At 74.7% G+C, this 14006-nt stretch carries 10 protein-coding genes; 4 read left to right on the top strand and 6 right to left on the bottom strand.

Annotated features, from left to right (window positions below):
* Positions 1–24 precede the first annotated feature (24 nt).
* A complete protein-coding gene (locus tag ACH4B3_RS21390) occupies positions 25–1233 on the bottom strand; it encodes a cytochrome P450 (protein WP_398464869.1) in 1209 nt (402 codons plus the stop codon).
* 1163 nt (positions 1234–2396) lie between these two features.
* On the opposite strand from ACH4B3_RS21390, the gene ACH4B3_RS21385 reads away from it, so the two are divergent.
* Positions 2397–3092, top strand: coding sequence for an endonuclease (locus ACH4B3_RS21385; RefSeq protein WP_398464867.1), 696 nt, complete (start codon positions 2397–2399; stop codon positions 3090–3092).
* 311 nt (positions 3093–3403) lie between these two features.
* Positions 3404–4897, top strand: coding sequence for an aminotransferase class I/II-fold pyridoxal phosphate-dependent enzyme (locus ACH4B3_RS21380; RefSeq protein WP_398464865.1), 1494 nt, complete (start codon positions 3404–3406; stop codon positions 4895–4897).
* Between the two features lie 2 nt (positions 4898–4899).
* Here ACH4B3_RS21380 and ACH4B3_RS21375 read toward each other — a convergent pair whose 3' ends face one another.
* Both ACH4B3_RS21375 and ACH4B3_RS21370 read right to left on the bottom strand, forming a co-directional pair.
* Positions 4900–5466: a DUF6328 family protein gene (locus ACH4B3_RS21375; protein WP_398464863.1), complete on the bottom strand. Its 567-nt coding sequence runs from the start codon at positions 5464–5466 to the stop codon at positions 4900–4902.
* A gap of 122 nt (positions 5467–5588) precedes the next feature.
* Complete coding sequence (locus ACH4B3_RS21370) at positions 5589–7145, bottom strand: alpha/beta hydrolase (protein ID WP_398464861.1); 1557 nt, start codon at positions 7143–7145, stop codon at positions 5589–5591.
* A gap of 264 nt (positions 7146–7409) precedes the next feature.
* Between ACH4B3_RS21370 and ACH4B3_RS21365 the strand changes: the two genes are divergently transcribed.
* On the top strand, positions 7410–9830 hold the full coding sequence (locus ACH4B3_RS21365) for a glycoside hydrolase family 65 protein (protein ID WP_398464859.1): 2421 nt from the start codon (positions 7410–7412) through the stop codon (positions 9828–9830).
* A gap of 40 nt (positions 9831–9870) precedes the next feature.
* On the opposite strand, the gene ACH4B3_RS21360 is transcribed toward ACH4B3_RS21365, so the two are convergent.
* From ACH4B3_RS21360 to ACH4B3_RS21350, 3 genes are all read right to left on the bottom strand, one after another.
* Entirely contained in the window at positions 9871–10854 is a 984-nt protein-coding gene (locus ACH4B3_RS21360; RefSeq protein ID WP_398464857.1) for a helix-turn-helix domain-containing protein, read from the bottom strand.
* 403 nt (positions 10855–11257) lie between these two features.
* Positions 11258–12301, bottom strand: a complete 1044-nt coding sequence (locus tag ACH4B3_RS21355; RefSeq protein ID WP_398464855.1) for an NAD-dependent epimerase/dehydratase family protein — start codon at positions 12299–12301, stop codon at positions 11258–11260.
* Between the two features lie 38 nt (positions 12302–12339).
* Positions 12340–13305 (bottom strand): LLM class F420-dependent oxidoreductase, encoded by a 966-nt coding sequence (locus tag ACH4B3_RS21350; RefSeq protein ID WP_398464854.1) that lies wholly within the window; start codon positions 13303–13305, stop codon positions 12340–12342.
* A gap of 282 nt (positions 13306–13587) precedes the next feature.
* Between ACH4B3_RS21350 and ACH4B3_RS21345 the strand changes: the two genes are divergently transcribed.
* Positions 13588–13911 (top strand): plasmid stabilization protein, encoded by a 324-nt coding sequence (locus ACH4B3_RS21345; RefSeq protein WP_398464852.1) that lies wholly within the window; start codon positions 13588–13590, stop codon positions 13909–13911.
* Positions 13912–14006 lie beyond the last annotated feature (95 nt).

Below are 14006 nucleotides of genomic sequence, written 5' to 3'. Positions count from 1 at the left end.
GCCCGCGGGCGGACGGGCGCGGTGTTACGCCCGGGCGACCTCGACCGGCAGCCGGCGCACGCCGACGATGACCGCCGGGTTCTGGTACGTGACGGCCTCCGGCGAGGGGACGGCGATGTCGTGGAAACGTTCGAACAGCATGCGCAGCGCGATCCGCGCCTCCAGCCGGGCCAGGGGCGCGCCGAAGCAGAAGTGGATGCCGTGCCCGAAGGTCAGGTGCGGGTTGGGACTTCGGGTCACCTCGAAGGCGTCCGGCGCGGTGAAGCGGGCCGGATCGCGGTTGGCGGCGCCCAGATGGGCCATCAGCAACGTGTCCGCGGGCAGCCGGTGGCCGCCGAGCTCCACCGGCCGCGTGGTGCGGCGTCCCAGTTCGGGGAAGGGCGGCAGCCAGCGCAGCACCTCCTCCACCGCGTCCGGCAGCCGTCCCGGATCGGCGCGCAGCGCGGTGACGGTGCCGGGGTGCCGCTCGAAGCTCACCATCGCGTTGCCCAGCAGCGCCGTGGTGGTGATGTGCCCGGCGACCAGCAGCAGGGCCACGAACCCCACCATCTCCTGGTCCGCCAGCCGGACGCCGTCCACCTCGGCGTCGATGAGCCGGCTGGTGAGGTCCGGGCCGGGGTGGGCGCGGCGGTGGCGGATGTGGTCCAGCATGTACGCGTTCATCTCGCGCACGGTGGGGGCGATGGCCTCCAGGGCCCGCTCCAGATCGGCCATGTCGAGCGTCTCACCGAGCTGGTCGCCGCCGAACAGGGTGGCCGCCCAGTCCTGGAACAGTTTGTGGTCGCCGGCGGGTATGCCGAGCAGTTCGGCGATCACGATGATGGGGAACGGGTAGGCGAGTTCGTCGACCAGGTCGAACCGGTCGCGGTCCGCCACGGCGTCCAGCAGCCGGGTGCACACCGCCTCGATGCGCGGTTCCAGCTCCCGCACCGTCCGCGGGGTGAACGCCTGACTCACCAGGGTGCGGAGTTTGCGGTGCTGCGGCGGGTCCATCCCGACGAAGTTGCCCTGCCGGAAGGTGTCGAAGTCGGGGTGGCTCGGGGTGAGGGAGGACAGGTCCGAGGAGAAGGTCGCCGGATCGGCGAGTACGGCGGCCACGCTCTGGTGGTCCACGACCTGCCAGAGTCCCTGCTCCTCGTCGTACCGCACGGGCCCGGCCGCGCGCAGCGCACGCCATCGGTCGGCCTGCGCGTCGAAGGCCCAGGGCGTCGGTATCGGTTGATTGCTGGTCACCCTTTTCTTTTCTCCCTCGATAGGAGGCGTGCGGGCGCGGCGGAACCACCGGGGGACGGGGCCTGGGCAGCACGGCGCGACGGCACGCCGGCCGGCGGCCACCGCACGGGGCCGGGGCGCGGTGGAGCCGCGGCGGACGTTCCGCCCGCGCGCCGGACCGCCGGCGCCGCACGCCGGTCCGTCGCGCGCCGTGGACGGCACGGCTCGCGGTGGTCCGTGGGCCGGCCGCCGGCCGTACGGCGGTCAGCCGTGTGTCATCGAACGGTTCCGGGGCGGGTCAACACGCCCGCCGTACGGCACCCGGGTGTTTCGCCGGTCCGTGACCGGGTGGTGGCACCTGCCTCGCGGAACAAGCCGACATCGCAAACCCCCCTGCGAAATCGCCCGCGCAACCGTTGCGCGGACGTACCCGTGCCCTCATGAACAGGTGGCAGGCCCGAAGAGGCCGGACTTTCCGGAGACGAGAGGGGAGAGAACGCACACCTGGCGTGCACTGTCCGAGCATGGGCACAATGCGCTCTCCAGACACCTTCGTCCCGGTCGAACTCGGCCACAGTCTTCATGGTGGGTCACTCGAATAGCAACCCCCTGAGGTTTAACGGAGAGTAATTTTCTCCCTCTCCAACTGTGACTGAGGAGTAGCTTCAGGGGGCCTGACTCACCGATGTCGTCCTGGCCGGATTGCCGCCGGTGCGTGTGCCCCACCGCGACCCCGGCAAACGCCTGACCCGCGAAGTCGCGCCGCCACATCTGCCCGGCACCCGACATCACGGCCCTCACCAGCGTCTACGCCTTGGGAGTGGCCGTCACCGGGGTGCCGGGCAGCCGTTCGCCGCACGGCGGCTCGTCAGGTTCCGGCCATCCGGCGGAACATGTCGGCCAGCGGGGCCGGATGCGGATCGTCCCCGTGGAGAGGGCAGCGGGGGCAGTGGCCCCTCCGAGAGAGCGCACAGGGGCGCACGATCACAGAATGTGCGCGGGCGCATGCACCCTCCGAGAAGTCGCGCGCGGGCGCATACACGATCGCAAACTGCTTCGCACAGCCACCGGCCCCGTCCACTCCGTGGTCCGCCGCGGATCCGGCCGCCCGGCACCGGCGCCGGGCCGGGAAACCCGCTGTCCCGGTGGTTTGCCGGACCGTCCCGCCCGGGAGTGCGTAGGGCATGGCCAGTGACACACGCTCCACGGATTCCGGCCGCCGGCGGCGGACGGTCGACGCCCTGCTCGACCGGTGCGGCCGGACGTACGCCGCCGACGCGGGCATCCGCGTCAGGGACACCCCGCAGCCGCTGTACCAACTCCTGGTGCTGGCGCTGCTGCTCAGCGCGCGCATCCGCGCGTCCACCGCGGTGGACGCCGCCCGCGCCCTGTTCGACGACGGGCTGCGCAGTCCCCGGCGGATGGCCGACGCCGACTGGCAGCGGCGGGTGGACGCGCTCGGCCGGGGGCACTACCGCCGCTACGACGAGCGCACCGCGACCCAGCTCGGCGACGGCGCCCGGTTCCTGCTCGACACCTACCGGGGCGATCTGCGCCGGCTGCGGGAGGCGGCCGGGAAAGGCCCCGGGGAGGGTGCCGGGGCGCTGAGCGGGCTCCTCCAGGAGGTACCCGGCCTGGGCCCGACCGGGGCGGACATCTTCCTCCGCGAGGTGCAGGGCGTCTGGCCCGACGTGGCACCGTACATCGACCGGAAGGCGGTCCAGGGAGCGGAGCGGATCGGCCTGCCCGGCAGCGCCGGGGCGCTCGCGCGGCTGGCCGCGGGGCGGGACCCGGCGGTGCTGGCGGCCGCGCTGGTACGGGTCGCCCTCGACCGGGACCTCGCCGGCGAGGTCACCGCGGCCGCCGGCGCCGGCGGGTGACCCGCGGCGCTCCCCCGCGCCGCGGACCGGCGGCCGGCCCGGACCGCGGCCGTGACCGCGCCGGGGTCCGGACCGGCGGCCGGCCCGGACCGCGGCCGTGACCGCGCCGGCCCCACCGGACGTGCCGGGCCATCCGGACCCGGACGTCCCGGATGTACCGGACGTACCGGGGGCCCGTACCCGGTCGGAACCGCCGGGCGGGCCGGGCCCGCGGGACGGCCCGGCAGGACGTGCCGGGGCGGTCCGCGCCCGCCGGGACGGCCCGCGAGTCCGGGCGATTGCCACCGAGATGTCCCGGGAAGCCGTAGGGCATGAGTCACGATCACACACAGGCTCCGGTTCTGGACGCGCTGTCCCGCTTCCGCCAGTCGGGCGCGCTGTCGTTCGCCCCGCCCGGTCACAAGCAGGGCCGAGGCGCCGATCCGGCGGTGCGCCGGGTGCTCGGCGACTCGGTCTTCCGGAGCGACCTGCTGGCCTCGGGGGCACTGGACGACCGGTGCACCCGCGGCCGGGTGCTGGAACGCGCGGAGGCGCTCATGGCCGACGCCGTGCACGCCTCCCACACCTTCTTCACCACCTGCGGCAGCTCCCTGTCCGTCAAGGCCGCGATGCTGGCGGTGGCGGGCCCGCACGAGAAGCTGTTGCTCGGCCGGGACGCGCACAAGTCGGTGGTGGCCGGGCTGATCCTGTCCGGGGTGCGGCCGGTGTGGGTGGACCCGCAGTGGGACCCGGAACGGGGCCTGGCCCATCCGCCGTCCCCGGCCGCTTTCGAAGCCGCCTTCGAGGAGCATCCGGACGCGCGCGGCGCGCTGGTGGTCAGCCCCACCCCGTACGGCGGCTGCGCGGATCTGCGGGGCATCGCGGAGGTGTGCCACCGGCGGTCCCGGCCGCTGATCGTGGACGAGGCGTGGGGCGCCCATCTGCCCTTCCATCCCGAACTGCCCACCTGGGCGATGGACGCGGGCGCCGACGTCTGCGTCACCAGCATCCACAAGATGGGCAGCGGCCTGGAGCAGGGCTCGGTCTTCCATCTGGGCGGGGACCTGGTCGACCCGGTCGTCCTGCGGTCCCGCGCCGACCTGTTCGGGACCACCAGCCCGTCGGTGCTGGTCTACGCGGGGATGGACGGCTGGCGCCGGCAGATGGTCCAGCACGGCCACGAGCTGCTGAGCCACGCGCTGGAGCTGGCCGCGAAGACCCGCACCGCCGTCGAGGGCATCGACGGCCTGCACGTCAACGACCGGGAGGACTTCGTCGGCGACCGGCTGGCGCACGACTTCGACCCGCTGCCGCTGGTCGTCGACGTCAGCGGCCTGGGCACGACGGGCTATCTGGCGGCCGACTGGCTGCGGGAGCACCGGCACATCGCCGTGCACCTGGCCGACCACCGCCGGATCAACGCCCAGCTCACCCACGCCGACGACACCGCGACCGCGGGCGCCCTGGTCAGCGCCCTGGAGGACTTCGCCGACCACGCCGGTGACCTTCCCGCCGCCCCGGAGGTGGCCGTTCCCGCCCCCGCCGAGCTGCGGATGGAACAGAGCCACCTCCCCCGGGACGCCTACTTCGGGCCGGTGGAGGAGGTGCCGGTGGCCGAGGCGGCCGGCCGGGTCGCCGCGGAGACGGTGACCCCCTATCCCCCGGGCATCCCCGCCGTGCTGCCCGGCGAACGGCTGACCGAGCCGGTGCTCCGGTACCTGCGCTCGGGGGTGGCGGCGGGCATGCACCTGCCGGACTCCGCCGACCCGGCCCTGCGCACCGTCCGGGTGCTGCGCACGGAGCCCACCGGTGGCACGGTCGGCTGAGGTCACCGGTCGCCGCGGCCGCCGAGGGTCTTGTGCCTGGCCCAGACCGGGAGGACGAACCAGCACACCACGAACCACACGACCATGACCGCCACCAGCCAGACCGCGGTGGTGTCGTGTACCGCGAGGCGCAGGATGAGCAGCAGCGCCGCTGCCATGGTGCACAGCAGCAGCACCAGCCCGGCCATGGTGAGCCGGGAGGCCCAGACCACCGTCTGGGGTTTGAGCCGCTGCCCGGTGAGCAGGCGGTGGAAGCAGACCGGGCCGATCAGCGCGCCGGTGGTCGCCGCCCCGAGCATGACGGTGGCCACGTAGATGTCGCGATCGGTGTCGGACAGGTCGGTGAAGCGCGGCTGGAAGACGACGGTGAGCAGGAACCCGAAGAGGATCTGGACCCCGGTCTGCGCCACCCGGAGCTCCTGGAGCAGATCCGCCCAGCGCCGGTCGGCCCGCTCCTCCGCGGTCTCGTGCCGGCCGCGGCCGCGCTCCAGCCGATCGGCTTCCCGGCCGCCGGCACCGCCCTGCCGGGAGGCCCCGGCCGGTCCCGGGCCGCCTGTTCCGTCCGACATCGCTGACGTCCTCTCGTCGGTTTCCCTGGTCCGGGACGGCGGTCCTCCCTCAAGGCTCACCCACCCGGCCGCGCTCTGCTACCCCGGTGGCCGGGGCCCATGGCCCCGGGCCACCGGCCGGTTCACCGGGGCGGGCCGGCGGTGGGGCAGCTGAGGTCGCCGGCGGGCAGGGTGCCGTCCCGCAGGTAGTCGTTGACGGCCCGGTCGGCGCAGGGCACCGGCCGCAGGCCGTCGACGCCGCGCCCGTACACGCCGTGCGACCGGATGTCCGCGGTCACCAGACGTGAGCCGGTGAGCCTGCGGTGCAGGGCCAGCGCCCCTTCGTAGGGGACGTTGTTGTCCCGGCGGGCGTGGAGCATCAGCACCGGGACGTCGTTGCCGATGGCGGTGCCCGGTTCCCGGGGCTCGGTCCCCCAGAACGCGCAGGGCGCGGTCATCCCGTTGGCGAACGGCCCGAACACCGGCTGGGTCGCGCGGCTGCGTTCCATGTTCCGCCAGTAGGTGGCGGGGTCCTCGGGCCAGCCGCCGGCCGGCCAGCCGCCGTCACCGCACATGAACAGCGCGCCGCCCAGCATGCTGTCCCCCAGGTCGGGCGAGGAGAGCAGTTCCAGCAGCGCGGCGAGTTCGGGGCCCGGCTCGACCGGCCGGCCCGCCGCCGCGTCGGCCAGGTCGCGGACCATCCGGGCCAGCGCCGGGTCCTGCTCCCGGTGCTGGATCAGCTGGCGCAGCAGCAGCCGGAGCAGGGGGGCGGTCAGCCGCTGCCCGCCGACGTCGACCGGGCTGTGCTCGGCCCGGTCCAGGATCCGCCGGACCTGGGCCCGGACCTCGGCGCCGGTGCTGCCCAGCCGGTGGGTCTCCGGCTCCCGGGCGATCTCCGCGGCCCACTCGTCCAGGGCCTCCTCCAGCGGCTCCCCGGTGCGCTGGAACAGCTCGTACTGGGTGGCCGCCGGGTCGGTGCCGGAGTCGATGACGACGCGTCCGGCCCGGCGGGGGAACAGCTGGGTGTACACCGCGCCCAGGTCGGCCCCGTAGGAGACGCCGTAGTAGGAGAGCCGGCGTTCGCCGAGGGCGGCCCGGATCACGTCCATGTCCCGGGCCACGTTGCGGGTCGACGCGTGCGGCAGCAGCCGCGCGTTGTCGCCGTGCTCCGCACAGCGCCGTGCGGTCTCGCGCGCGGACCGCACCGAGTCCTCGAAGTCCCGCCGGGGCGAGGTCGAGGTGCCCGGCGGGGCCGGCGGCGCGGCCGGGCCGCAGCCGATCGGGGTGGAGTGGCCGAGGAACCGGGGATCGAAGCCGATGAGGTCGTAGCGGTCCGCTACGTCCTTCAGGGCGGGGCGCAGCGCGAGGGTGGTGGCCAGCCCGGTGCCGCCGGGCCCGCCCGGGTTGGTCAGCAGAACGCCTTCCCGGCGCACTCCGGGCCGCGCCTTGATGCGGGAGATCGCGATCCGGATGGCCGGGCCGTCCGGGGCGGCGTGGTCCAGCGGCACGGTCACCTTCGCGCACTCCGCGCCCGCCCGGCGCAGCTCGGCCTGGTCGGCCGGGCAGGGCCCCCAGTCGAGCCGCTGCTGCCCGTGGGCGGGCGGCGGCGACGGCCGGTGCGGCTGGGCCGCGGCCGGCAGGCCGGCCGCGAGTAACGCGGTCAGGCCCAGGCCGGCCGCGACCGTGGATGCGGTGCGCATGGTGCTCCTCGGGGTCGGGTGCCGAAGTCTCGGTGTCCGGAAGGAGACGTTAGGAGCCGGGGCGCGCCGCGGACATCCGGCCACCCGGTCGGTGTCTCCTGGGGCAGCCCCCCGGGACACACCGGAGATGCCGGACATGCCGGCCGGTGCCGGGTCCGCGCGGGGCCGGCGGCCGATCGGCGCCGGTCCGCCGTTCGGCCCACACTGGTGGAGTGGCCGCACCGCCGCCGGGCCGCGGCGCCGAGGGGAGCGAGGGGTGAGCCGATGCGGGACTGGACGTGGTTGTACGAGGGCTACGACCCCGGCACCGAGCGGCTCCGCGAGTCCCTGTGCACGCTCGGCAACGGATACTTCGCCACCCGTGGTGCCGCCGCCGAGTGCCCGGCGGACGGCGTCCACTATCCGGGGACGTACGCCGCGGGGTGCTACAACCGCAAGGTCTCGGTCGTCGCGGGCCGCCAGGTGGAGAACGAGGACCTGGTCAACCTCCCCGACTGGCTGCCGCTGCGGTACCGGATCCGCCCCGCGGACGCCCCGGTGGGCCCGTGGCTCTCCCCCGACGATCCACGGCTGCGCGCCCACCGCCAGCTGCTCGACCTGCGCCACGGCACGCTGACCCGGCGGACGCGGTACGAGGACGCCGACGGACGCCGGCTCCATGTGGAGCAGTGCCGGCTGGTCCACATGGGAGATCCCCACCTGGCCGCGCTGCGCACCGTCTTCTCGGCGGAGAACTGGTCGGGGACGCTCGACGTGGTCTCCGAGCTGGACGGGCGGGTCACCAACGACGGGGTGGCCCGGTACCGGGAGCTGGACGGCCACCACCTCGACCAGGTGCACACCGGGGCGGAGGACCCCGGGGTGGTGTGGCTGTCCGGCCGCACCACCCAGTCCGACATCCGGATCGCGCTGGCCGCCCGCACCGCGCACACCCCCGGCGCGGCGGTCTCCTCCCGGGCCGCGCCCGGTGAGCGGACCGCCGCCTGGCACCTGACCCTGCCGGTCGGCCCGCGGGCGCCGGTGGCCGTGGAGAAGACCGTGGCCCTGCACACCTCGCGGGACGCCGCGATCAGCGATCCGCAGCGGGCCGCGGTGGACCGGGTGGTGCGCGCCCCGGCGTTCGCCCAGGTGCTCGCCACCCACCGCACCGCGTGGGAGCACCTGTGGCGGCGGACGGAGCTGGACGTGCCGGGCGAGGCGGGCCGGATCCTGCGGCTGCACCTCTTCCACGTGCTGCAGAGCCTCTCGCCGCACACCGCCGAGCTCGACGTGGGGGTCCCGGCACGCGGTCTGCACGGTGAGGCGTACCGGGGTCACGTCTTCTGGGACGAGCTGTTCGTCCTGCCGTTCCTGAACCTGCACTTCCCCGAGGTGTCCCGGGCACTGCTCACCTACCGGCACCGGCGGCTGCCGCAGGCGTGCCGGGCCGCGGCGGACGCCGGGCGGGCCGGGGCCCGTTACCCGTGGCAGAGCGGCAGCGACGGCCGGGAGGAGACCCAGACCCTGCATCTCAATCCGCGCTCCGGACGCTGGGTGCCCGACCACTCGCGGTTGCAGCAGCACGTGGGCTCGGCCGTGGCCTACAACGTCTGGCAGTACTGCCAGGCCAGCGGGGACACCGACTTCCTGCACACCAAGGGCGCCGAGATGCTGCTGCAGATCGCCCGTTTCTGGGCGGACGCGGCCGTCTGGGACCCGGACCGGGAGCGCTACCGGATCCGCGGTGTGATGGGGCCCGACGAGTACCACGAGGCGTATCCGGACTCCGACGCGCCGGGGCTGGACGACAACACGTACACCAACGTCACCGCGGCCTGGGTGCTGACCCGGGCGCTGGGGCTGGCCCGGGACCTCCCCCGGCCGCGCCGCCGGGAGCTCTTCGAGCGGATCGCGCTGGAGGAGGACGAACTGGACCGGTGGAACGAGGTGTCCCGGCGGCTGCGGGTGCCGTTCCACCACGGTGTGATCAGCCAGTTCGAGGGCTACGGCGACCTGGCGGAGCTGGACTGGGGGGCGTACCGGAACCGGTACGGCGACATCCGGCGGCTGGACCGCATCCTGGAGGCGGAAGGGGACACCGTCAACCGCTACCAGGCGTCCAAGCAGGCGGACGCCCTGATGCTGGGCTACCTCTTCTCACCCGCCGAACTCGCCGGTCTGTTCGGGCGGCTGGGCTACCGGCTGGACGACGAGGTGTGGCAGGCCACGGTGGAGTACTACCTGCGCCGCACCAGCCACGGCTCGACGCTGAGCGGGCTCGTGCACGGCTGGGTGCTGGCCCGGGTGCGGCGCACCGAGGCGTGGCAGTACTGCCAGGAGGCGCTGGTCGGCGACGTGGCCGACGTGCAGGGCGGCACCACCGCCGAGGGCATCCATCTGGGCGCCATGGCGGGCACGCTGGACCTGGTGCAACGCGGTCTGACCGGGCTGGAGACACGCCGGGACGCGCTCTGGCTGGACCCGGTGCCGCTGCCGGAGCTGTCGGAGTACGGGTTCTCACTGCGGTACCGCGCCGACTGGGGGGTGGGGGTGCACATGCGCTCCGGGGAGGTGGGGATCACCGTCCCGGCCTCCGACCCGGAACCGATCCGGGTGGTGCTGGCCGACCGGGAGGTGACCGTGGCGCCGGGTTACTCGGGGCGGCTGCGGCTGCCGGACGGCTGCGACGGCACGGTCGACCGCTGACGCCCGGTCCGCCGGGGCGGGACGCGGGGTCTCCGGCGGGTCAGATCCAGCCCTTCCGGGAGGCGTGCAGCGCCAGCTGGAAGCGGGTGGTGGTGCCGGCGAGGTGGTTCAGCTGCTCCAGGTTGCGGGAGAGCGTCCGCCGGCTCACGCCGAGCAGTTCGGCGATGGTCTCGTCGGTGAGTCCGCTGCCGAGGAGTTCCAGCAGGCGGCGCTGCACCGGCCGCAGCGGGGAGGGCGCCCGGTCGCCGACGTGCAGCGGGAGGGCGGTGTTCCAGCAGATCTCGAAGAGGCCGGTGAGCGCCGACAGCAGGCTGGAGGGGCGGACCAGGAGCAGGGAGTCGTTGACCTCGGCCTCGACGAAGGACATGGAGACGATGGCCAGGCGGCGGTCGAAGATGGTGAGCTTGACCGGGACGGTGGGCAGCACCCGGGCCTGTTCGCCGGCCGCTATGCACGGCTTGATGTTGCAGCTGTAGTAGGCGCAGTCCTGTACCGCGGACTTGGAGTACACCACCCGGTACTCCACCCCGCGGGCGAGGTTGCGCGCCTCGACCGGGTTCGGTCCGCCGTGGGTGTGGTAGGGCGGGGAGTCGAAGCGCAGCACACCGGACTCGGCGCTCCGCTCGAAGTGCCAGATGCGCTCGATGATCTGCGGTCCGGTGACCACCTCGACCAGGTCCTCGGTGGCCTGCGGGTGCACCGAGCGGCGGTAGCCGCGGTAGGCGTTGAGCGCCGCGACGTGCGCCTGCCGGAGCTCCGCCGAGCGGGCGTGGGCGAGCTGTTCCAGGCCGACGGTGGGCTCCACGACGGTGACCGCCGAGCGGTCGGGGCCGCTCTCCGCGGCCAGCCCCAGGGCGACCAGACGAGCGACGGTGCGCGACGCCTCGCCGCTGGACAGCCCGAGCCGTCCGGCCAGTTCGGCGATGCCGGTGGGCCCGGTGCCGAGCATCGCGGCGTAGGCGCGGGCCTCGGGTTCGGCCAGTCCGAGCCGCCGCAGTTGCTCCGGTAGGTGCTCGTCGCTCATGACGGCCTCCATCGCTCGCCTCGCCCGGCCGCGCCATGGTGCCACGGCTCCACTGCACGGCAACCTCCCGGATGCGATTTGTTTGCCGCTTCGCAACACTTGGGCCACCGCCGGGGTCGTGTGGCGGCCGGTGGCCGGCCGTCGTCGTGGACCGGGACCACAGGACGTGGTGGGCCTGCCGCCCCCGGCGGGCGGCGGGGCGGCGGGGGCGGTCCGGGTGGCAGGACGGCGGGGCGGTCCGGGGCGGCGAGACGGAGCGGGCGGGGGCGGGTGGCAGGCCGGCGGTCCGGGGCGAGGGGCGGGTTCGGACGGCGCCGCGGCGCGGGCGCGGTGTGGGGAACTCCGAGGCGTGGTGGGTGCACGCCGGACCCGCGCCGCCGCGCGGGCCCGGCGTGGGATGTGGTCAGCGCGCTGAGGCCGCCAGCGGCGGCGTGGGGCCGGCCGCCGCGTCGCGCAGGCCGCTCAGGAACGCGCCGATCGCTTCCCGCGCGCTGGACCGGGGCTGCCAGCCCAGTTCGCGTGCCGCGCGGCCGGTGTCCATGACCGGCAGGCGCAGCACGGTACGGAACAGCCCCGGGGGTACCGGCACGGCATGCAGTTGCCACAGGGCCCTGAGCGCGGCGGTGGCCGCCGCGTCGGGCAGCCGCACCGCGCGCGCCTGGAGCGTCTCGGCCAGCAGCCGGGGGTCGACGACCGGGTCGGCGGCGATGTTGAACGCCCCGCGGACCGGCCGGTGCACCGCGAGCCGGTAGGCCTGCGCGGCGTCGTCGGCGTGCAGCACCTGGAACCGCAGCCCGGGCAGGTCCGGCACCACCGGGACCAGGCCCGGGCGGACCAGCCGGCCGGGGACCAGCGGGCCGGCGAACAGCCGGTGCTGCTCGGCGGCCGCCTCCCGCTGGAAGATGAAGCCCGGCCGCAGCCGCACCACCCGTATCCCGGGGTGCCGCGGTTCGAACGCGTCCAGCACCCGCTCCACGTACGCCTTCTCGCGCGGGTAGGCGGCCTCCGGCCAGCCGTGCGTCGGCCAGCTCTCGTCCACCGCCCGGTCCTTGGGCCCGGGTGAGTAGGCGCCCACCGACGAGGCGTGCACCAGTACCGGCACCCCGGCGGTCGCCACCGCGTCGAACACCCTGATGCTGCCCAGGACGTTGGTGCGCCAGGTGACGGCCGGGTCCCTGGCGGGCTGGAACAGCCACGCCAGATGCACCACCGCGTCGGCCCCGGCGAACAGGCCCACCAGGTCGGACCGTTCGTCGGAGATGTCGGCCGCGGCCCACTCGGTCTTCGGCATCGGGTCCCGGGGGATCCGCCGGGCGATGCCCGTCACGGACCCGATCAGCGGGTCGTCGGCCAGTGCCCGGAGCAGTCCGGTGCCGACGTTGCCGGTGGCCCCGACGACGGCGACGCGCAGCGCCCCGTCCTCCACCGGTGGCCTCAGGCTGGTCATGCCGGCTCCCTTCGCCTTCGGGTGCGTTCGTCCGCCGGTCAGAGTTCGCGCAGCGCGGGCAGCAGCTTGTCGGCGGCCCACTCCAGGAACGTCAGCTGGGTGTCGCCGCCGATCTGGACGAGGGCGATCTCCGTGAAGCCCGCCTCCGCGTACGGCCGCACCGCCTCGACGAAGGCCGGGACGTCGTCACCGCACGGGATCGACCCGGCGACGTCCTCGGGGCGGACGAACTGCGTCGCGTCGGCGAAGGCGGCGGTGCCGGGCAGTTCGGAGTTGACCTTCCAACCGCCCCCGAACCAGCGGAACTGGTCGTGGGCGCGCCGCACCGCGGCGTCCCGGTCCCGGTCGAAGCAGATCGGCAGCTGGCCCACCCGGGGCTTGCCGGCGCCGCCGTGGCGGTCGAAGGAGTCGAGCAGCTCGGCCCGGGGCTCGACCGCGATCACCAGGTCGGCCAGCCGGCCGGCCAGGGCGCAGGACTTGTCGCCGGAGACGGCGACCCCGATCGGCGGGGGCCGGTCGGGCAGGTCCCAGAGCTTGGCGGCCTCGACGTCGAAGTGCGTGCCGTGGTACTCCACGGTGCCGCCGTCGAAGAGCGCGCGGATGATCTCCACGGCCTCGGCGAGCTTCTCGTGCCGTTCGGCGACGCCGGGCCAGCCGCCGCCGACCACGTGTTCGTTGAGGTTCTCCCCGGAGCCGAGGCCGAGCCGGAACCGGCCCTCGGAGAGCAGTTGCACGGTCGCCGCCTGCTGGGCGACCACCGCGGGGTGGTAGCGGGTGGTGGGGCAGGTGACGTAGGACATCAGCGGGATACGTGTGGTGGCCTGCGCGGCGGCGCCCAGCACGCTCCAGGCGTGCGGGGCGTGCCCCTGGGAGGCCAGCCAGGGCGAGTAGTGGTCGGAGGTGACCGAGAAGTCGAACCCGGCTTCCTCGGCCCGCACGACGTGGTCCACGAGCTCACGCGGCCCGGCCTGCTCGGTCATCATCGTGTACCCGATCTGCACCATGCTGCGGCGGGTTCCCGTGCGCCGCGCCGGGAAACCTGGCCCCGCCGCGCCCGGCCGGCTGCCGCCCGACGCCGGGCTTCGGACGGGTGCTCCGGCAGGGGCGGCTCCGGCGGAGCCGCCCGGTCCGGTCCCCCGGCGGAACCAGCGATCCTGCGGTTGGATGGAGGTTGTACGTGGATAGGCATGTTCTGGGTAGACAGGAAGGTGTTCGTCACCATGTGTCCCTGCCCCGGTTCCGTGGACGCGGGCCGGGGCGGGGCCGAAGACCGGGAGGTGTCAGCTGTGCCCAGGGGATCGAGTCCCAAGCGTGAGCGCCAGTACGAGCACATCAAGGAGAGCGCCGAGCAGCGCGGTGAGAGCGAGCGGCGCGCCAAGGAGATCGCCGCCCGGACGGTGAACAAGGAGCGGGCCCGGTCCGGGGAGTCCCGCAGCGCGAGCCGGACCTCCACCGAGGACATGTCGTCCTCGCGCCGCGGCGGCCTGCGGTCCGGTTCGGGGGCGCAGGGGCCGACCCGGGACCAGCTCTACGCGGAGGCGAAGAAGCGCAACATCGAGGGGCGTTCGCAGATGAACAAGGAGCAGTTGAAGAACGCCCTCGGCCGCTGACCGGACCCCGCCCGCCGACCCGGCTCCGGCCGCCCCCGGGGCCGGGCGGCGGGCGGCCGCGGCTCACCCCTCGACGGCGTCACCCTGCGGCCGCC

Source organism: Streptomyces sp. NPDC018031 (genome assembly GCF_044327625.1).
In the GTDB taxonomy this organism is placed as follows: Bacteria; Actinomycetota; Actinomycetes; order Streptomycetales; family Streptomycetaceae; genus Streptomyces.
The sequence above is the reverse complement of the archived record's forward strand: the minus strand, read 5'-3'. Positions and strand labels throughout refer to the sequence as shown.